This window comes from Halorubrum halodurans (genome assembly GCF_002252985.1).
GTDB classification, from domain to species: Archaea; Halobacteriota; Halobacteria; order Halobacteriales; family Haloferacaceae; genus Halorubrum; species Halorubrum halodurans.
This window is the reverse complement of record NZ_NHPJ01000093.1, coordinates 14,017-32,063: the sequence shown is the minus strand read 5'-3', so window position 1 is coordinate 32,063 and position 18,047 is coordinate 14,017. Positions and strand designations below refer to the sequence as shown.

General features: G+C 69.7%; 16 protein-coding genes. 4 read left to right on the top strand and 12 right to left on the bottom strand.

Annotated features, from left to right (window positions below; translation table 11 throughout):
• Positions 1–24: 24 nt before the first annotated feature.
• The 11 genes from DJ70_RS10025 to DJ70_RS09975 all read right to left on the bottom strand — a co-directional run bounded on the left by DJ70_RS10025 (position 25) and on the right by DJ70_RS09975 (position 12,384).
• Positions 25–765, bottom strand: a complete 741-nt coding sequence (locus DJ70_RS10025) for an SOS response-associated peptidase (RefSeq protein ID WP_094532548.1) — start codon at positions 763–765, stop codon at positions 25–27.
• Between the two features lie 69 nt (positions 766–834).
• Entirely contained in the window at positions 835–2,199 is a 1,365-nt protein-coding gene (locus DJ70_RS10020; RefSeq protein WP_094532545.1) for an MFS transporter, read from the bottom strand.
• Between the two features lie 212 nt (positions 2,200–2,411).
• Positions 2,412–3,446, bottom strand: a complete 1,035-nt coding sequence (locus tag DJ70_RS10015; RefSeq protein WP_094532542.1) for a tyrosine-type recombinase/integrase — start codon at positions 3,444–3,446, stop codon at positions 2,412–2,414.
• On the bottom strand, positions 3,439–3,819 hold the full coding sequence (locus DJ70_RS10010) for a DUF5805 domain-containing protein (protein WP_094532539.1): 381 nt from the start codon (positions 3,817–3,819) through the stop codon (positions 3,439–3,441). Before DJ70_RS10010 ends, DJ70_RS10015 begins: the two co-directional genes overlap by 8 nt.
• Before the next feature lie 585 nt (positions 3,820–4,404).
• A complete protein-coding gene (locus DJ70_RS10005; RefSeq protein ID WP_094532536.1) occupies positions 4,405–5,310 on the bottom strand; it encodes a hypothetical protein in 906 nt (301 codons plus the stop codon).
• 48 nt (positions 5,311–5,358) lie between these two features.
• Entirely contained in the window at positions 5,359–7,074 is a 1,716-nt protein-coding gene (locus DJ70_RS10000; protein ID WP_094532534.1) for a hypothetical protein, read from the bottom strand.
• A gap of 86 nt (positions 7,075–7,160) precedes the next feature.
• Entirely contained in the window at positions 7,161–7,994 is an 834-nt protein-coding gene (locus tag DJ70_RS09995; RefSeq protein ID WP_094532531.1) for an MBL fold metallo-hydrolase, read from the bottom strand.
• 151 nt (positions 7,995–8,145) lie between these two features.
• Positions 8,146–9,600: an amidohydrolase family protein gene (locus tag DJ70_RS09990; RefSeq protein WP_094532528.1), complete on the bottom strand. Its 1,455-nt coding sequence runs from the start codon at positions 9,598–9,600 to the stop codon at positions 8,146–8,148.
• Positions 9,601–9,721: 121 nt separating this feature from the next.
• Entirely contained in the window at positions 9,722–10,411 is a 690-nt protein-coding gene (locus DJ70_RS09985; protein ID WP_245810808.1) for a class I SAM-dependent methyltransferase, read from the bottom strand.
• A gap of 42 nt (positions 10,412–10,453) precedes the next feature.
• On the bottom strand, positions 10,454–10,747 hold the full coding sequence (locus tag DJ70_RS09980; RefSeq protein WP_094532525.1) for a DUF7562 family protein: 294 nt from the start codon (positions 10,745–10,747) through the stop codon (positions 10,454–10,456).
• Positions 10,744–12,384: an NADH-quinone oxidoreductase subunit D gene (locus DJ70_RS09975; protein ID WP_094532523.1), complete on the bottom strand. Its 1,641-nt coding sequence runs from the start codon at positions 12,382–12,384 to the stop codon at positions 10,744–10,746. The genes DJ70_RS09980 and DJ70_RS09975 overlap by 4 nt, the downstream gene beginning before the upstream one ends.
• Before the next feature lie 112 nt (positions 12,385–12,496).
• On the opposite strand from DJ70_RS09975, the gene DJ70_RS09970 reads away from it, so the two are divergent.
• The 4 genes from DJ70_RS09970 (at position 12,497) to moaC (ending at position 16,304) form a co-directional block, all read left to right on the top strand.
• Complete coding sequence (locus tag DJ70_RS09970; protein WP_094532520.1) at positions 12,497–13,153, top strand: helix-turn-helix domain-containing protein; 657 nt, start codon at positions 12,497–12,499, stop codon at positions 13,151–13,153.
• A 199-nt stretch (positions 13,154–13,352) separates the two neighbouring features.
• Positions 13,353–14,246 carry an alpha/beta fold hydrolase gene (locus tag DJ70_RS09965; RefSeq protein ID WP_094532517.1) on the top strand — a complete coding sequence of 298 codons (894 nt, stop codon included), beginning with the start codon at positions 13,353–13,355 and terminating at the stop codon, positions 14,244–14,246.
• A 71-nt stretch (positions 14,247–14,317) separates the two neighbouring features.
• Positions 14,318–15,829 (top strand): NAD(P)H-hydrate dehydratase, encoded by a 1,512-nt coding sequence (locus DJ70_RS09960; protein ID WP_094532514.1) that lies wholly within the window; start codon positions 14,318–14,320, stop codon positions 15,827–15,829.
• Positions 15,822–16,304 (top strand): cyclic pyranopterin monophosphate synthase MoaC, encoded by a 483-nt coding sequence (moaC, locus tag DJ70_RS09955; protein WP_094532511.1) that lies wholly within the window; start codon positions 15,822–15,824, stop codon positions 16,302–16,304. Before DJ70_RS09960 ends, moaC begins: the two co-directional genes overlap by 8 nt.
• A gap of 25 nt (positions 16,305–16,329) precedes the next feature.
• Here the strand turns inward: moaC and DJ70_RS09950 are convergent, their stop codons facing one another.
• Complete coding sequence (locus DJ70_RS09950; RefSeq protein ID WP_094532508.1) at positions 16,330–18,042, bottom strand: formate--tetrahydrofolate ligase; 1,713 nt, start codon at positions 18,040–18,042, stop codon at positions 16,330–16,332.
• Between the last annotated feature and the right edge of the window lie 5 nt (positions 18,043–18,047).

Here is an 18,047-nt window from a genome sequence, read left to right as displayed (position 1 = left end):
CGCCGGGTTTCCGCCCCCGAGCCCTCACCCGGCGCCGACCGGCTCGATCAGCTCCGGACCGTCGGTGCCGGCCGCGTTCACCCGCGTCGAGACCGGGTACGCCTCCATCTCCGCGGCCGGGTACGGATCCATGAGCGCCGCCGCGTCCTCGGGGTCGCCGCGGAGCCAGCGCTCCTCCTCGTCCGGCGCGAGGATCACCGCCATTCGGTGGTGGAGGTCGCCGACCAAGTCGTTCGGTTCGGTCGTCACGATCGTGAACGTCTCGCGGACGCGGCCGCCCTCGCCGCGCCCGCCGCCGGGGTCGCCGCCCGCGTCCGTCCCGCCGCCGAACGCGCCGAGCCCGGTCTGTGTCGTCTCCGGCTTCGGCGGCGTCCACCGCTCGTACAGCCCGGCCATCGCGAACGGTCGGTCGTCCTCGAAGGCGACGCGGTACGGCCGCGTGCCGGCTCCGTCACCCTCGTCGACCCACTCGTAGAACCCGTCCGCGGGGACGAGACAGCGACGCGACTCGTAGGCGTCCGCGAAGCTCCGCTTCTCCCGGACCGTCTCCGCTCTGGCGTTGATCAGGTCGAACGACTCGTCGGCCCACGACGGCGTCAACCCCCACGTCATCCGGGTCGCCCGCTCCGGATCCGCGGCCGTCACGACCGGGAGGGCCTCGCCGGGCGCGCAGTTGTAGCTGGGCTCGAAGCCGTCCCCGAACGTCACGCCGAAGCGGGACTCGAGCTTCGACTCGGGCGTGAACAGGGTGTAGCGGCCACACATCGGTTCCCGTTCGGCTCGCGCTGACTTAAACGGTCGGCGGGTGCGGCGCGGCAGGTGCGGTGCGTTCGGTCAGCGGTACGCCTCGAACTCCTCGCCGAAGACCAGGAAGTATCCGGTGCCGACGACGCCGATCGCCGCCGCGACCGTGAACGCGACCTCGGGGCTGGCGAACTCCCAGAGGACGCCGCCGAGCGCGGCGCTCGGGATCACGACGGTGTTCCGAAGCAGGTAGTACGTCCCGGTGACGCGTCCGCCGCCGCCACGCTCGGCGGGGCCGACGATCAGCGCCTTGTGGGACGGAAGGCCCGCGAAGCGGAGCCCGGAGAACGCGAAGACGAGCACCAACGTCCACGGGAGCGGGAGCACCGACGCGAGCAGCTCCGGAACGCCGACGAGCACGATCGGGAAGAGGGCGTACACCGCGAACCCCAGTCCGACGACCGGCTTGAGCCCGACTCGTTCCGCGGCCTTGGCGGCGGGCGCCATCGAGAGCAGCGCGACCAGCATCTCGACGCCGAGCAGGTAGCCGAAGAAGGCCGCCGGAGAGAGGTCGACGCCGTAGGAACTCCCGGCCAGCGCGACGGTCGTCTCGAACCCGACCTCGTAGAACTGCGTGATCACCAGCACGAAGAAGACGTACACCATCCCGTTCGCGAAACGGACGAGCGTGTCGCCGACCAGGAGCGGCCGCAGCGGCTCCGGCATCTCGCGTACGTCGCGTCCGATCCGGTCTATCCCCCCGATCGAGCCGCCGATGGAGTCCCCGGAAGCGTCGTAGAGGACGTGTTGGGCGGCGGTCCCCACGACTCCGAAGACGACGGCGACGGCGAGGACGTACCGGAAGCTCACCGTGAACGTCGGGTGAAAGCCGATCAGCACGGCCGCGAGAACCGGCCCGACGAGGAACGCGGTCCGGCGGAACGTCTCGGTGCTGGCGAAGCCCGCCGCCAGCCGCGACGGGTCGGTCGCCTGTTTCACGACCGCGAACGTGGCGCCGAGCCCGAACGACTTCCAGGCCTGCGCGAACAGCAGGCCGACGAAGATCCAGATCCACGGCTGGATCGCGACGCCGCCGACGGTGACCGTGCCGAGGGACGGCGCGACCAGCCAGACGGCGAACCCGAGCGTCGACACCAGCCCGAACAGCGTGAGCGCGTACCGCGACCCGATCCGGTCCGAGATCGCGCCGCCGGGGTAGGGGAACACCGCCGAGACGACGTTTCCGACGGTGCCGAAGAGCCCGACCACGAACCCGGACGCCCCCAGCGCGACCATGTACTCCGGGAGGAACCGGTTGGTCATCTGGAAGCCGAGGCTGAACGCGAACATCGCGAGCGACAACACCAACACGTCCCGTTCGAGCGCGAAGAACCGCCGAAACGCGTCCAGCGGTCCCGAGTCGTCCCTGTCGGTCGCGGCTCGTCCCCGGTCCATGTCCCCGTATCGAGAGCGTCCCTTGTTATCGGTTCCGTCGGGCCGCCGCGGAGACCGCCGGAACGTCGTTGGTGGGGCCGCCTCGAACCGTGCCGACCGTCGGCCGGCGGGGACGAAAATTTATATTGCGATATACAGTTTACGTGATCGAGACGCGACGATATTCCGTCGCATCGAATGCGACACGAAACGGGATCGCCGCGCGATCCGTCTCACTCGAACAGTCGGAACACGTTCGCCTCGTAGATCTCCCGGACCCGATCCCCCCAGTTGTGCGTGTAGGTGTCGATCACGTCGTCCGCGACGTCTCCCCGGAGGTACTTCACGACGCCCCGATCGCCGGTTCGGTCCCGGAGGTGCGTCGTGAAGAAGTGTCTGAAGAAATGGGGCGTGACGTTCTCGCCGGCCCCGCCGCCGGTCCGGTACCAGCCCGCCTCGCGCGCGTACCGCTCGACGACGTGTCGTACGGCCTGCGGGTCGAGCCGCTCGCCCCAGCCCTCCGACGTGCCGACGAAGAGGGGTTCGGCCGGGGAGGGGGCGTCGGGCCGTATCGCGAGCCAGCGTTTCAGCGCCGTCCGGAGCTCGTCGTCGACGGGTATCACCGTCTCGCGTTTGCGCTTGTTGGAAGCCGTCCGGACCTCGCCGTTCAGCTCCTCGCCCACCGCCGCGTCGGGGGTCACGTACAGCGAGTTCGGCCGATCCGCGAGCGCGGGGCGCGTGCCAAGCGAGTACGCCGCCTCGAGTTCCGGATCCGACATCGAGAGGTCACGGAGGTCGAGGTTACACAGCTCTCCCACCCGCATGCCCGTCTTCAACAGCGTACAGACGAGCGCGCGGTGGAGCGGATGGGTGATCCCGGCCACGAACGACCGCATCCGCGGGATCGGGACGTCCCGGCGGGCGGGGTCCTTGTCTATCGTCTCGTCCATCTCCTCCATCACGAGGGTCATCGGATTCCCGTCGAAGGCCCCGACCTCGGTCATGTACCCGTAAAACCGGTGGAGGTACGCCGCGTACGTCGCGACCGTGCTCTCCGTGACGTCCCCGCGCAGCGAGTGGACGAACGCCATACAGTCGCGATGCGTCGCCGTCGACGGGACGGTCTCCTCGTCGAGAAACGCCTCGAACCGTCTGAGAACGCGCCCGTAGGACTCCCTCGTTCGCTCCGTCTTCCCGTGGTACCGCAGGTCCTCGAGGAAGTACTCGACCGGGTCCTCGACGTCTTCCGTCGCCTCCGTGCTACTCATCGACGAGCGTGTACCCTCCCTCGCGCCCGCTGTACCGAACGCGATCCCGTTCCTGAAGCGAGTCCAACGTCTCCTCCAGCCGGTCCTCGAAGTCGTCGAACACGGCGTCGACGATATCGTCCCACGACGAGTGGCCCTCGGCGATAGCCGATTCGATCCGGCTTTCGAGGTCGTGACCCCCAGGGTCGGACCCCGACGAACCGGTCTCCTCGGGGGTACTCTCCTCCGGGAGCGTGAACCCTCGTCTGCCGGCCTGTACCATCGTCCTGACGAACTCGCTCTGTGACATCCCGAGCTCGTCGGCGTGTCGCTGCCAGCGCGTCTTCTGATCGGCCGGGACGTACGTCTTCACCGATCGGCGGTCGTCGCTCATTCGTGTGCCCCCTCTCCCCCCACCTCCTTGAATCTATCCCAGAATTACGGATAAGGTCACTTATACTGAGTTATGTGGCCACATTTGGAGCCGGATACAGCACTACAATACTGGATAAATCAAATATAGTCCCACAAACCGAGCTATTCAGATCTCGTTCGTGGGTACACGAATCGGGATAACTCCAAGCCAGGGCGTTCCGATCGAAACCGTTCGTACGAGCCCGGTCGGCCGTCGAGACGACGACCGGGTCGTCGAGTCGGACCGGTTCGAACCGATCGCACACCCCTCCTGGGGACGGTTCCGTCCTCGAGGCGAGAAGGGCGGAGCGCGTCCATCACGCGACGACCCGTGCGCTCGTGTCACCCGGCTTCCTCGGCTCGACGGTCACGTGTTGGAGTGTTCCGATCCCTTCCACGCTCCGGTCTCCGCTTCGTGACGAACGCGTGCCGATTGGGGGTGGAAGACCTCGCGAACGGTCGGGAGTATCTCGCTCGTCCGCCGCGTGGGGGCGCTTCGACGGGCGTCCGAACGCGCTCGCGTATATCGTATGTCGCGATAGAGAGTAGGGGCGTCGGTCCCGGATCAGACCGCGAGCTCCGACTCGGCGCTCAGTCCGTCGAACAGGGCGAGCGCGCGCTTCAGGTCGGGGTGGTCCTCGGCGGTGTTACGCATCACGACGGTCTCGCTCGGGAACAGGTGTTCGCCCAACACGAGGCCGTGGTCCCGCGCCGTCGATCCGGTGACGGTGAGATACACGCCCATCCCCGCGTCCGCGATGGCCGCCTCCTCGGAGCGTTCGGGACCCGGATAGACGAACTCGACGTTTTCGAGCGTGTCGGTCCCCAACACGGCGGTGACGAGCCGCTCGTACCGCGGGGAGATACACAGCGGCCCCTCGTACTCCGCGAGGAACGCCCGATCCAGCTCCTCGCCGGGCGCGAGCGCCTCGGGGCGGCCCATCAGCGTGTGGTAGACGGTGTCCCCGAGCCCGCTCACCACGCGAACGTCCGTGTCGACCGGGTCGATACGATCGTTGACGTCCTGGAGCCCGGCGAGCCCGGTCGGCCGGATCCCGACCACCTCCTCCAACACGAGGTCCGCCGAATCGAACCCGAGCGCGAACTCGTGGGTCCGAAGCGCCCGGAACGGCTCCTCGCGCCCGACGAGCTTGAGATCGACGCCGTCGACGGTGACGGTCGCGGCGTCGAAGACGATCCGGCGCGGCTTCCCCTCGCGGTCGTCACGGAGCAGCGTGAACTCCGGGTTGGTCGGTTCCTCGGGGTCGGAGTACTCCGCGAGCCGCCGGTACGGTCCGTCGTCGGCCTCGACCGACCCCTTCGTCACCGCCTTCTCGTAGCGGAGCGTGTTACTCACTCGGTCGGCGAGCGCGTCGAGGTCGTCGGTTCCCCCGGCGTCGGCGATCCGCTCGAGGACGGCCTCCAGCGGGCGGCCCTTTCGGGGAACGGCCACCGGGAGCGGGTGCGTCATTGTCCGTGATGGGACGCCGTGGCTAAAACGGGTTGCGCTTTCGACCGGCTACGGGCCGAACGCCTCGTTGAGCCGCTTCCGGAAGGCTTCGAGCTCCTCGAGGTGGTCCTGTATCGCCTCCAGCTCGGCCTCGACGTCCTCGAAGTCGTCCCCGATCCGTCCCTCGATGTCGGTCAGCCGGGAGTCGACCTCCGCGAGGTCGTCCCACAGGTCGTCGAACTCCTCGTCGAAGCGTCCGAGCCGCTCCTCCACGTCGTCGATCCGGCCGTCCGTCCGCTCGACCCCCGCCGCGGCGTCGTCGACCTCCTCGTAGAGCGTCTCCACGTCGTCGTCGACGTCGTCGAGCGCGTCGTCGAGTCCGGCGAGGTCCGCCTCGAGCGCGGTCACGTCGCCGGCGACGCCCTCGACCGTCTCCTCGAGTCCGTGAGCGGTCGCCTGAACCGCCGACACGGTGTCGTCGAGATCGTCGACCGTCGCCTCGACCTCGTCGACGTCCTCGCGGACGGCCGCCACGTCGTCCTCGACGGCCTCGACGGTGTCGGAGAGTTCGTCGGCGGTCGATTCGATCGTCTCGACGGACGCTTCGACTTCGTCGACCGTCGTCTCGACTGCTTCGACATCGTCGGCGAGTTCGCCGTGTGCCCGCTCGCCGGCCGCGAGCCGGGTGTCGACGTCGTCGACCGTGGCTTCGAGGTCGTCCACGCGGGCGTCGAGGCCGTCGAGGATCTCCCTCGCGGTCCCCTCCTCGTCGATGAACTCGGCGAGCGCGTCGGCGTAGGCCTCGATGTCGGCGACGCTCGACTGGAGCCTGCTGATCCGGACGTCGACGCTTCGCGGGACGCCCACGTCGAGCTCCGACCGCAGGACCTCCATGTCGTCCTCGGCGACGCGTCCCGATCGGATCTCCTCGGCGAGCGCGGCCGCGACCCCGCCCTCGGCGGACGCCGGGACTCCGTCGGTGTCGGGTTCCGCACCCGGACCTTCGGGTTCCGCGTCCGAATCGTCGGGTTCCGCCTCGCTCGTCGACGCGTCCTCGCGCCGGGTGACCGCGGCCGCCGTCTCGGCGGCGACGGGTCGCGGCTCCGGCCCGGCCTCGACGCCCTCCGCCGCGTCGTCCTCGTCGGGTTCCCGGTCGTCCGCGGACGATCCCTCGCGTTCGTCCGCGTCCGTTTCGACCGCGGGGTCGTCGAGAAGCGGATCCGTCTCCCCCTCGTCCGCTTTCTCCGTCTCGTCGGCCTCGGCCGTGCTCGTCGTCCGGTCCGGGGCGTCCTCCGCGTCGACGGGCGCGTTCTCCGCGTCGGCGGGCGCATTCTCCATGCCCGGAAGCGTCGCGCGGTCCCCCGAAAGCACCTCTCGAACCGCGTCGGTCTCGCCGGCGCCGAGGACGTCGCCGATCTCCTCGCCGACGGGGACGTGTTCGATGACCGGCGTTCCGAGGAACTCCTCCAGGTCCGGGTCGTCGTCGCGGATCCCGAACACCGTCTCGACGGACTCGCCGGGCTCGAGGACCCGCTCGAACTCCACCCGATGGTCCTTGTAGGCCGTCCAGTTCTCGCTCTCGTAGTCGGGGTGGAAGCCGATCCGGTCCATCGGGAACTCCTCGGGAATCCGGTCGACGATCCGAACCCTGACCGCGTTCTCCCGTCGCGAGACGATCGCGAACATCACTGCGGGTACCGGAAACGCGTCGTCGGTGAAGGACTTCTCGACGCGAACGCCGTCCTCCTCGACGGTCGTCGTCGCTTCGGCCGTCCGTTCGTTCATACGCTACCCTCCGCAAGCCAGGGCTTAAATTCCACGGGCGACCTCTCAGGCGTGATAACCGATCTCGTCGCGCGGAGACGGAGCGCCTACAGTTCGATCCGGTCGCCGATCTCGACGATCTCGAGCCGCTTCGGGTACTCGAAGCTTCGAGCGTGCTCGTGAAGCGCCGTCGGATCGGCCGTCAACCCCTTCCACATGTCCCAGTGAGTCGGGACGAGCCGATCGAGTTCGAGGTCGCGTGCGGCCGCTATCGCCTCGTTCTCGTCGCTGTACCACTTGGTTCGGACCGGCTCGCCGGTCTCCTTGTCGGGGATCGTGCCGACCGACCCGAACGCGAGGATCCCGAGGTCGATGTCGTGCTCGTCGGCCAGGGACGGGAACGTCGGCGAGGGCTTGCTGTCGCCGGCGTGGAACACCGTCCCGGTCGGGTGATCGATGACGTAGCCGACGGGGTGCGTCGCGTCCGCGTCGTGCGTCTCGACGACGTGGACGGTGAACTCGCCGATCCGGAGCTCGTCGCCCTCGCGGACCGCGGTGAACTGGTCGTCGTCGACGTCCCACCCGTCGGTCCAGGCCTCCTCCTCGCGGGCGACCGACAGCGAGTCGTCCGGCGCGAGGAACTCACACCCCGTGTTCGCGAGGATCGGGGCCTGTGAGGGGCCGTGGACGTGGTCCGTGTGTTCATGGGTGGCGAGCACCGCGTCCGCGACGTCGACGTCCTCGGGATCGAACGGCACCGGGATCATCCGGACCGTCCGCGGCGGGTCGCCCGTGCCCACGTACGGGTCGATCCAGAGGACCGTCCCGTCGCGACCCTTGATCGCGAAGCCGTTACAGCCGAGGTACCACAGCGACACCGTCTCGGGGTCGGCCTCCGCGACCGCGCGCGGCAGCCAGTCGCCCCAGTCGGAACGCGTCATGTGTGGGTCTCTTTCGGTGGCCCCCTAACCGTTCCGGAGTCGGCGGCGACCGTCGGGGGACGAATCCGTGTCCGATCCCGATCGAGTAAATCGTATGTCGCAATATAAAATTCGCTCGTCCGCCTTCGATCGGTCCCCCCGTGAGACCCGGCTACCGCACCCAGCGCGCGAGGGCACCACGCCCGTACTGCCTCGCCGCTCGCAGCAGGGCGCGCGACGACACCCGCCGGAGTATCGATTCGTCCGGCGGCGTGCTGCCGGCCAGGGAGGTCTCCCAGCCGGTACGGCTCTCGAGGCGTTCCCGTTCCCGCGTCGCGGCCGCTCGGACGCTTTCGACGTCCATCGACTCGACCGACCGGTCGGCCATGAGGACCCGGCCGTCGACGACGACCGTCTCGACGTCCCCGGCGGTGACCGTGTTCACGAGCACTGACGGGAGGTTGCTGAACGGTCGGTGTCGCGGGGTGTCGACGTCGACGACGATCAGGTCGGCGCGTTTGCCGGGTTCGAGGCTCCCGATCCGGTCGTCGAGCCCGAGCGCGCGTGCGGCGTCGACGGTGATCGCTTCGAGCAGGTCGTAGGAGGACCACTGCTGGGAGCCGTACTCGTAGTTCGACAGGAGCCGGGCGTGTTTGGCCTCCTGGATCAGGTCCCACGAGTCGAACCAGAAGGGGTCGTCCAGGCCGATGACGACGTTCGCGCCGAACTCCGAGAGCGACGGGAGGGGGAACCAGCTTCGCCCGCCGGACCGGAAGTAGCTGTACACGGTCGGACAGTGAAGCACGTGCGCGCCGCTCTCGGCGATCCGCCCGGCGTCGTCCCGGTCCGCGTGTAGCAGGTGGGTCAGCAGCGTCCGCTCGTCGAGGAGGTCGTACCGGTCGAGCAGGTCGAGCGGGTCGGAGGCCCCGCTTCCGGCCGCCATCGTGTCGGCCGCGGCGGAGTCGTACAGGTGTGTATGGAGCCGCAGGTCGGGATACGCCGCCCGGAGGTCGGCCACGCCCTCCCAGAGCTCGCGCGAACAGCCGGCCTCCCCGCCCGGCGCGATGCTCGCCGTGACGCGCCCGCCGTGACTGCCGTGATACGTCTCGATGAACCGCCGGGCGTCGGCGATCTGCTCGTCCGCCGGCGCCGGATCGAGGAGGTCCGCGAGTTCCGGTCCGATCACGCCGCGTAGCCCGGCATCGCCGATCGCCTCCGCCCCGATAGCCGGCGTGAAGTCCATCGCGTTGACGGTGGTCACGCCGTGCGTCAGCTGACGCAGACAGGCGAGCCGCCACCCCGCCTCGAAGAACGACTCCCCGAGAGCCGACTCGGCGGTGTGGTACAACGAGAGCGCCTCCGTGAGCAGCTCGTCGCCGGCGAGTTCGCTGAACAGCCCCTGGACGAGCGTGAAGTCGGTGTGGCGGTGGGCGTCGACGAGGCCGGGCATCACGACCTTCCCGTCGGCGTCGATCACGCGGGACGCCGTCGCGTCCCGGTCCGCGGGGTCGGTCGGTTCGACCGACGAAACCGTTCCGTCGCTCACCCGAACCGAGCCGTTCTCCAGGACGCGGTTCTCCCGATCCATCGTCACGACGATCGCGTCGTGAATCAGGAGGTCCGTCATGAGTCAACGTACCATCACTATCCCACGAAAGCGATCCGGAACCGGAGCCCGGATCGACGCCCCCCGATCGGCACGGGGGTCCCGGCGACGAGCGGTTCCGAGGCGTCGGCGGGCGGCCCCGTCACGGTTCGGCGTTCCGAGTCGGGGTCACCTCGAGGGTGGTGATCATCCCGAACGGTCCGGTCGACACGTCTTCGACCGGGAGGCCCGCGCTCTCGACGAGCTCTCGCGGTTCCTGGGTCCAGCGACAGCCGCTCTTCGCGTAGTGCGCGTCGGCGCGCCACTCCTGGAACCGGGCGATCGGCCATACGTCACTCAGGCCGTGCTCGACGAGACGGATCGTCCCGTCCGGCCGACAGACCCGGTCCATCTCCCGAAGCGCGGCGACGGGATCGGGGAACGTACACGTCGACAGCGCCGAGATCACCGCGTCGAAGCTGTCGGCCGGGAACTCGAGGTCCCCGGCGTCCATTCGACGGAGCGTCCCGTTCCGGTCGAGGTCGGCGAGCGTCTCCTCGGCGTTCGCCAACATCTCGGGACTGACGTCTATCCCGACGAGGTCGACCGCGTCCGGCAGATACCGGAAGTTGGTCCCGGTGCCACAGGCGACGTCCAACACTCGCCCGTCGAGGTCTCCGAACCGGGCCCGGCGATAGCGCCCGAGGAGGACGCGATCGACGGGTTCGAACCGGGACATACGGTCGGCGTACTCGTCGTACGATTCCCTGATGGCCGAAACCGACATCGGTCGGTTCGACGCCGGGTCGGCCTCCGTCTCGTCGTGGTCGTGGCGGGTGCTCGTCCGTGTCATCGGTCAGTCGTGGTCAGTGTCCGTCGATCGTGGGTACTTCGGTCAGTCGTGGTCGTCATCGATCGTCAGCTCGCAGTACCGCTCGAGGAACGTCTCGCGGTCCGTGCGGCCGGCGCCGGCCGCCACGAGCGTCTCCTCGAGGCCGTCGCGGTTCTGGTGACAGCGGTCGCGGTCGCACGGCTTACAGAGGTACTCGAACGTCTTGCCCTCGCGACTCCAGCGGTCGCCGTGTTTGTCGTACTCGCGGGCGTCCCCCCGGTCGACCGTCTCGCCACAGGCGATACAGGTCACCCGCTGGTCGGAGTCGGTCCCCCACGGGATCGAGGTCCCCGTCATCGGTCCACCTCGCCCATGATGGTGTCGAGGCTCCCGAGGGTCGCGACGAGGTCGGCGACGAACTCGCCTTCCGCCATCGCCGGGAGCGCGGAGAGGTTCGAGAACGACGGCCCGCGGATCTTGAACCGTGCGGGGGTCTCGGTGCCGTCGGCGCGGACGTAGATCCCGAGTTCCCCCTTCGCGCCCTCGACGGCCCTGTAGCACTCGCCGGACGGCCTCAGCGTCCGCGGAACGTTGGCCTGGCAGACGCGCTCCGACTCCGGCCAGTCCGCGAGGAGGTCGACGCACTGCTCGACGATGGCCGCCGACTCCTCGATCTCCCGTAGTCGGACGAGTACCCGAGAGAAGTTGTCGCGGCCGTCCTCGGTGACGACGTTCCAGTCCAGTTCGTCGTAGTAGCCGTAGGGGTCGTCCCGTCGCAGGTCGTAATCGATGCCGGACCCGCGGGCGACCGGTCCGGTGACGCCGTACGCCTTCGCGACGTCGGGCGGCAGCTCGCCGGTGTCGACACACCGGAGCTGGAAGGTCTCGTTGCTCGTCAGCAGGTCGTGGTACTCGTCGAGCTTCCGCGGCAGCTCGTCGGTGAGGGACCGCACGCTCCGGAGAAACTCCTCGCGGGGCTCGGGGAGGTCCCACGCGACGCCGCCGACCCGGAAGTAGTTGAACATCATCCGCTGGCCGGTCAACGCCTCCAGGACGTCCTGGACGGCCTCCCGGTCTCGAAAGCCGTACATGAAGGTGGCCGTGAACTCGCCGCTCACGTCCAGCGCGTACATCGCGACGAACAGCAGGTGCGAGAGAACGCGCGACAGCTCGGCGCTCATCGTCCGGATCACCTGCGCGTACTCGGGGACGTCGACGTCCGCGAGGTCCTCGATGACGCGGGCGTACGCCCACTCGTTGAGCAGGCCGGCGCCGCCCCAGTCCCACCGGTCGGGATACGGCATGATCTGGTGGCGATAGGTGCTCTCCTGACACATCTGCTCCTCACAGCGGTGGATGTAGCCGACGTCCGGATCCACGTCGACCACCTCCTCGCCGTCGAGGACGACCTCGAGATGGAGCACCCCGTGCGTCGAGGGGTGGTGGGGGCCGACGTTGAGGAACATGGTGTCACCCTCCCGGCGGTCGTCGCTGATCGGGTTGGCGTGCTCGCGAAGCGCCACGATCTGCGGCCGGTCCCGGTCGTACTCCTCCCGGAGCGGGTGGCCCTTCCACGTCTCCGGGAGCAGGATCCGGCGGAGGTCGGGGTGGTCGTCGTACTCGATCCCGACGAGGTCGTACGCCTCCCGTTCGTGCCACTCGGCCGTTCGATGGACCGCCGCGGCCGACTCGCTGACGGGGTCGTCGGCCGCCGTCGGGACGACGACGGACAGCTCCCGCGTCCGGTCGTCGTAGTCGGTGAGGTGGTATATGGTCTCGAAGCGGTCCTCGCGCTCCTGTGCGGTCACGCACGAGCAGTGATCGAGTCCCGCCTCCGCGCGAAGCATCGAGAGGACCTCACGGACGCGGTCGGCCCGGATGACGATCGCGGGCGCGTTCTCGTGCGATCCGCGGTCGACGACGGCGTCGTCCGGAAGCGTCGCGACCGCCGATTCCACGGGTCGGCCGGCGGGCGGGCGTTCGTGGCGTTGCATCGTTCACGGGAGTCGATTACCGCCGGAGGGCGGTAGGCACGCTGCCTCACCACTGGTGGAATATAAGAGGGGCGTCCATGAGAGTTTAGTTCGACACGCGTTACGTCGTCGTATGCGGTATCTCACGATGTCGATCGAGCCGAGCGGGGGCGGCGCGTTCCACCCGCTCGGGGGGAAGCTGACGGACGATCCCGCCATCGAACGGCGGGCCATCCACTACGTGGAGCTTCTCGCCGACGATACCGTGCTGTTGTTCGCGGAGGCGAGCGGCAGTCAGGAGCGGTACAGACGGATCATGGAGGAGTCGCCCCACGTCATCAGTTACCTCACCGCCGGCGCGGACCGCTGGATGGCGGTGAGCCAGTTCGAACCGACCGAGCCGGTTCGCCGGGCGCTCGAGCTCCAACGGGACTCGTTTCTCGTGGTCGACACGCCGATCCGGTTCACCGCCGAGGACCGGCTGAAGGTGACGTATCTGGGGACCGACGAGACGTTCAAGAACCTGTACGCGCGCGTCGAGGAGGCGGAGTACGTCTCGGTCGAGATCCTCGAAACCGGAGCGTACGAGGCCGACGGCTCGTCGTTCACCAGACTGATCACGTCCCGCCAGGAGGAGGTGCTCGAGACGGCGGTCGATCTCGGCTACTACAGCGAACCCCGGCGGGCGTCGCTGGAGGACGTCAGCGAGGTCGTCGGGATCGCTCCGGGGACGGTCGGCGAGCACCTCCGCAAGGTCGAAGCGCGCGTGTTCGGCGAGATCGTTCGGTGAGTCGGCCGCCGTCTCCCACGTGGGGCGCCGCCGTCCACGACGTGGGCCCGTCGTGCGGGCGGTTCGCGGACCTAAAAGTCACCCCACGGATGTGGCAGTCGTCGTATGCGGCTCCGTCGTCTACGATCACTCGTCCGAGAGGCCGGTTCCCGTTCGTGACACGAACGTCGAACGCGGTCGTCACCGGAGGCACCCACCGATGTCACCCACCGAGACGCACATCGACACCGACGCATCGCTGTTGACCGACCCGGACGTCGAGTCCGGCCACCGGGAGGTGAACGGCGTCAGGCTACACGTCGTGACCGCCGGCGACCCCGACGCCCCGCTGGTCGTCCTGTTACACGGTCACCCGGACTTCTGGTACGGGTGGCGCGACCAGATCGGCCCGCTCGTCGAGGCGGGGTTCCGCGTGCTCGTCCCGGACCAGCGGGGGTGTAATCTGAGCGAGGCACCCGACGGGATCGACGCCTATCGGCTCTCCGAGCTCGCGGCCGACGTCCGTGAACTGATCCGCAGCGAGGGTCGAGAGTCGGCTCACGTCGTCGGGCACGACTTCGGCGGGTTCGTCGCCTGGAACGTGGCGCTCCGTCGGCCCTCCGTCGTCGACCGGCTCGGGATACTCAACGTCCCGCACCCGACGGTGTATCGAGAGACCTTGCGGTCCAGCCTCCGACAGATCCTCCGGAGCTGGTACGTGTGGTTCTATCAGCTGCCGGCGCTTCCCGAGTGGGCGTTGGGGCGGAACGACATGGCCAACATGGTCGAGTCGCTCGAGGTGACGTCGAACCCCGGCACGTTCGACGAGGAGACGATCGAACGCTACCGGGCCGCCTGGCGGCACACGGGCGTCGAGCCCAGAGTCAACTGGTACCGGGGATTCCGTCGGTCCGAACCCCCGTCGAAGGACGTCGTCTCCCCGGCGGCGCTGATCTGTTGGGGAGCAGACGACGTCGCGCTCCTCCCCTCGATGGCCGAGGACAGCGTCGGGTACTGCGATGACGCCCGTCTCCGAACGTTCCCCGACGCCTCACACTGGGTCCACCACGAGCGCGAGGCGGTGACGGACGCGCTCGTCCGCCATCTCTCGTAGCCGCGGCCCGGATCGGGGTCCGGCGGGCCGGCGGCCACCACGGTTATGCCCGTCACCCGCGGATCGCCGATATGATCTCGAGCGAGCGGATGGCGGCCGTCGACGCGAACGCGGCCGCGCTCGGCGTCCCGCGGAAACAGCTGATGGAGTCGTCCGGCAACGCGGTCGCCCAAGAGGTCCGGGCGGCGAGCGATCCCGGAGACGCGGTCGCGCTCGTCTGCGGCCGCGGGAACAACGGCGGGGACGCGTTCGTCGCGGCGCGCTTCCTCGCCGACCGCGACGTGACGGTTCACCTGCTCGGGCGACCGGAGTCGATCGGGACCGACATCGCCCGCGAGAACTGGGAGGCGCTCCGCGCGGCCGAGGTCCCGACCGAGACCGTCGCCGACTCCGCCGCCCTCGATCTCGGGTCGCCGGCCGTCGTCGTCGACGCGATGCTCGGTACCGGGGTCTCCGGCGCGCTGCGCGAGCCGGAACGGACCGCGGCCGCGGCGGTGAACTCGCTCGACGCGACCGTGATCGCCGTCGACGTCCCGTCCGGGGTCGACGCCGACACGGGAAGGCCGACCGGGGGGGACGGGGCGGTCGCCGTCGAGGCGGACCGCGTCGTTACGTTCCACGACGCGAAGCCGGGACTCGACCGGCTCGACGCGGGCGTGACCGTGGCCGACATCGGGATCCCGGCGGCCGCGGAGCGGTACACCGGGCCGGGCGACCTCCTCGCGTTCGGGCGCGATCCGGACTCGCACAAGGGCGAGAACGGGGAGGTCCTCGTCGTCGGCGGCGGGCCCTACACCGGCGCGCCGGCGCTATCGGCGCGGGCCGCGCTCCGAGCCGGTGCCGACCTCGTCAGGGTGGCCTGCCCGGCGAACGTCGCCGACGAGGTCCAGGGGTACTCGGCGGACCTCATCGTCCGAAGACTTCCCGGAGAGCGGCTCTCGCCCGATCACCTCGAGCGGGTCGCCGACCTCGCCGCCGACCGGGACGTCGTCGTGATCGGGCCTGGGATGGGGGACGCGGCGGCGTCGGTCGAGTTCGTTCGGCGGTTCCTCGCCGAGTTCGCCGGCCGGGCGGTCGTCGACGCCGACGCGCTCCGGGTCGTGCCCGAGGTCGACACGGACGCCGAGCTGATCTGTACGCCACACCAGGGCGAGCTCCGGGGGATGGGCGGCGAGACCGCCGCGGACCCGACCGAGCGGGCGGACCTCGTCCGGGCGTTCGCCGCCGAGGTGGGCCACACGATCCTCGTGAAGGGGCGGTACGACGTGATCGCGAGCGACGACGGGGAGCGGGTCCGACAGAACCGCACCGGCAATCCGGGGATGACGGTCGGCGGGACCGGGGACGTGCTCGCGGGAACGGTCGGCGCGCTCGCAGCTCAGACGGATCCGCGAACGGCTCAAACGGATCCGCGAACGGCTCGGACGGGGACGGAGCCGGCTCTAACGGACCCGTTCCAGGCGGCGGCCGCGGGCGCGTACGTGAACGGGCTCGCGGGCGACGCGGCCGCGGAGGCGAACGGACACGGGCTCGTGGCGACGGACTTAATCGACCGGCTCCCGCACGCGCTGTACGATGAGTGACGAGGACGAGCTGACCCACACGACCGCCGACGGCGACGTCCAGATGGTCGACGTGGGCGCGAAACCAGACGCGGCCAGACGGGCGGTCGCCCGCGGGGAGATCCGGCTCACGCCCTCGACGGTCGAGGCGATCCGCGCCGACGGGATCGGGAAGGGCGACGTGCTCGCGACCGCCCGGATCGGGGCGATACAGGCCGTCAAACACACCTGGGAGACGATCCCGATGTGCCACCAGATCCCGATCACGAACGTCGACACGGCGTTCGCGGTCGACGACGACCGGGTCGAGTTGCGCGTCGCGGTGGAGACGACCGGCAAGACCGGCTGCGAGATGGAGGCGCTCGAGGGCGTCACGACCGGGCTCAACGTCGTCTGGGACATGGTGAAGGCCGCGGAGAAGGACGCCGACGGGGAGTACCCGGACACACGGATCGCGGACGTGGAGGTCGTCTCGAAGGAGAAACGCGAGGTCTGACGGGAGCGATCCGGCGGAGGACGGCCTAGAACAGCCCGGAGACGTCGCCGTCGGCGTCGACGTCGATCCCCTCGGCGGCCGGTTCGGCGGGCAGCCCCGGCATCGTCATCACGTCCGCGGTCTTGGCCACGAGGAACCCGGCGCCCGCCGAGGGCGTCACCTCCCTGACGGTGAGCGTCCACCCCTCCGGAACGCCCGTCAGCGAGGGGTCGTCGGCGAAGGAGTACGGCGTCTTCGAGAGACAGACCGGGAGGTCGCCGTATCCCCACCCCTCGAGGCGGTCGACGTCGTCGTCCGCCCCGTCGACGTACTCCACGCCGTCCGCGCCGTACACCTCGCGGGCGACCGTCTCGATCGTCTCCCGTACCGGCTCGTCCACGTCGTACAGCGGCGCGAACTCGCCGGTTCCGGCCAGCTCCCGGACCCGCTCGGCGAGGTCGATCGCCCCCTCGCCGCCGTCGCGGTACGCCGTCGAGCGGGCGACCGCGATCCCGTCCTCGGCGAGCTCCGCCTCGAGCGCCGCGAGCTCCGTCTCCGTGTCGTCGGGGAAGACGTTGACCGCGACGACCGCGGGGATCCCGAACGATTCGACGATCTCGACGTGGCGTCGGAGGTTGTCGACCCCCGCACGCACCGCCTCCGGATCCGGCTCGGCGAGCGCGTCGAAGTCGGTCGGCCACATCTCCAGGCCGTGGCGTTTGACCCCGCGAACCGTCGCGACGACGACCGCGACGTCCGGGACGATCCCCTCGCGGGCGACGATGTGGGCGAACTTCTCCGCGCCGAGGTCCGCGCCGAAGCCCGCCTCCGTGACGAGGTACTCCGAGAGCGACGCGGCGACGCGGTCGGCCACGAGGGTGTTGGTGCCGTGCGCGATGTTCGCGAACGGGCCGCCGTGGACGAGCGCCGGGACGCCCTCGACGGTCTGGACGAGGTTCGGGCGGAACGCGTCGCGGAGCAGCGCCGCGACCGCGCCCGTGACGCCCAGATCCGACGGTGTCACCGGGTCGCCGTCGGCGTCCTGCGCGAGGACGATCCGGCCGATCCGGGCTTTGAGATCCTCGAGGTCGCTCGCGAGCCCGAGCACGGCCGTCAGCTCGGAGGCCGCGGTGATGACGAACTCGTCCTCGCGCGGGACGCCGCGCGTGGGGCCGCCGAGCCCGACCACCGTCTCGCGGAGCGCGCGGTCGTTGACGTCGAGCGCGCGCGGCCAGTCGACCCGTCGTGGGTCGATCTCGAGCTCGTTCCCCTGGTGGAGGTGGTTGTCGAGCGCCGCGGCGATCAGGTCGTGTGCAGCCGTCAGCGCGTGGATGTCGCCCGTGAAGTGGAGGTTGATCTCCTCCATCGGTAACACCTGCGAGTAGCCGCCGCCGGCCGCGCCGCCCTTGATCCCGAACACCGGCCCGAGCGAGGGCTCGCGGATCGCGACCGCCGCGGACTTCCCGAGCGCCGCCAGCCCCTGGCCGAGCCCGACGGTGGTCACCGTCTTCCCCTCCCCTTTCGGCGTCGGCGTCATCCCCGTCACGAGGACGGTCGTCCCGTCGGCGTCACCCGCGGTCGCCGACCGAACCGCCTCGCCCGTGAGCTTCGCGACGCCCGCCCCGCGCGGTTCGATGTCGTCGGGCGTCAAGCCGAGGTCGGCAGCCACCTCCTCGATGGGCCGCGTGTCGGTCGCGCGGGCGACGGCGAGGTCGGATTCGGGCGCTCCGTCGTCGAGATCGGCGTCGGTCGTGACCATGTCGG

Excerpts from the sequence above, each read along its gene's own strand:
- DJ70_RS09985 (WP_245810808.1), bottom strand. The coding sequence starts at position 10,411 with ATGACACGGACGAGCACCCGCCACGACCACGACGAGACGGAGGCCGAC.
- moaC (WP_094532511.1), top strand. The coding sequence starts at position 15,822 with ATGAGTGACGAGGACGAGCTGACCCACACGACCGCCGACGGCGACGTC.
- DJ70_RS09965 (WP_094532517.1), top strand. The coding sequence starts at position 13,353 with ATGTCACCCACCGAGACGCACATCGACACCGACGCATCGCTGTTGACC.
- DJ70_RS09970 (WP_094532520.1), top strand. The coding sequence starts at position 12,497 with ATGCGGTATCTCACGATGTCGATCGAGCCGAGCGGGGGCGGCGCGTTC.
- DJ70_RS10025 (WP_094532548.1), bottom strand. The coding sequence starts at position 765 with ATGTGTGGCCGCTACACCCTGTTCACGCCCGAGTCGAAGCTCGAGTCC.
- DJ70_RS09995 (WP_094532531.1), bottom strand. The coding sequence starts at position 7,994 with ATGACGCGTTCCGACTGGGGCGACTGGCTGCCGCGCGCGGTCGCGGAG.
- DJ70_RS10020 (WP_094532545.1), bottom strand. The coding sequence starts at position 2,199 with ATGGACCGGGGACGAGCCGCGACCGACAGGGACGACTCGGGACCGCTG.
- DJ70_RS09975 (WP_094532523.1), bottom strand. The coding sequence starts at position 12,384 with ATGCAACGCCACGAACGCCCGCCCGCCGGCCGACCCGTGGAATCGGCG.
- DJ70_RS09950 (WP_094532508.1), bottom strand. The coding sequence starts at position 18,042 with ATGGTCACGACCGACGCCGATCTCGACGACGGAGCGCCCGAATCCGAC.
- DJ70_RS09980 (WP_094532525.1), bottom strand. The coding sequence starts at position 10,747 with ATGACGGGGACCTCGATCCCGTGGGGGACCGACTCCGACCAGCGGGTG.
- DJ70_RS09990 (WP_094532528.1), bottom strand. The coding sequence starts at position 9,600 with ATGACGGACCTCCTGATTCACGACGCGATCGTCGTGACGATGGATCGG.
- DJ70_RS10000 (WP_094532534.1), bottom strand. The coding sequence starts at position 7,074 with ATGAACGAACGGACGGCCGAAGCGACGACGACCGTCGAGGAGGACGGC.
- DJ70_RS09960 (WP_094532514.1), top strand. The coding sequence starts at position 14,318 with ATGATCTCGAGCGAGCGGATGGCGGCCGTCGACGCGAACGCGGCCGCG.
- DJ70_RS10010 (WP_094532539.1), bottom strand. The coding sequence starts at position 3,819 with ATGAGCGACGACCGCCGATCGGTGAAGACGTACGTCCCGGCCGATCAG.
- DJ70_RS10005 (WP_094532536.1), bottom strand. The coding sequence starts at position 5,310 with ATGACGCACCCGCTCCCGGTGGCCGTTCCCCGAAAGGGCCGCCCGCTG.
- DJ70_RS10015 (WP_094532542.1), bottom strand. The coding sequence starts at position 3,446 with ATGAGTAGCACGGAGGCGACGGAAGACGTCGAGGACCCGGTCGAGTAC.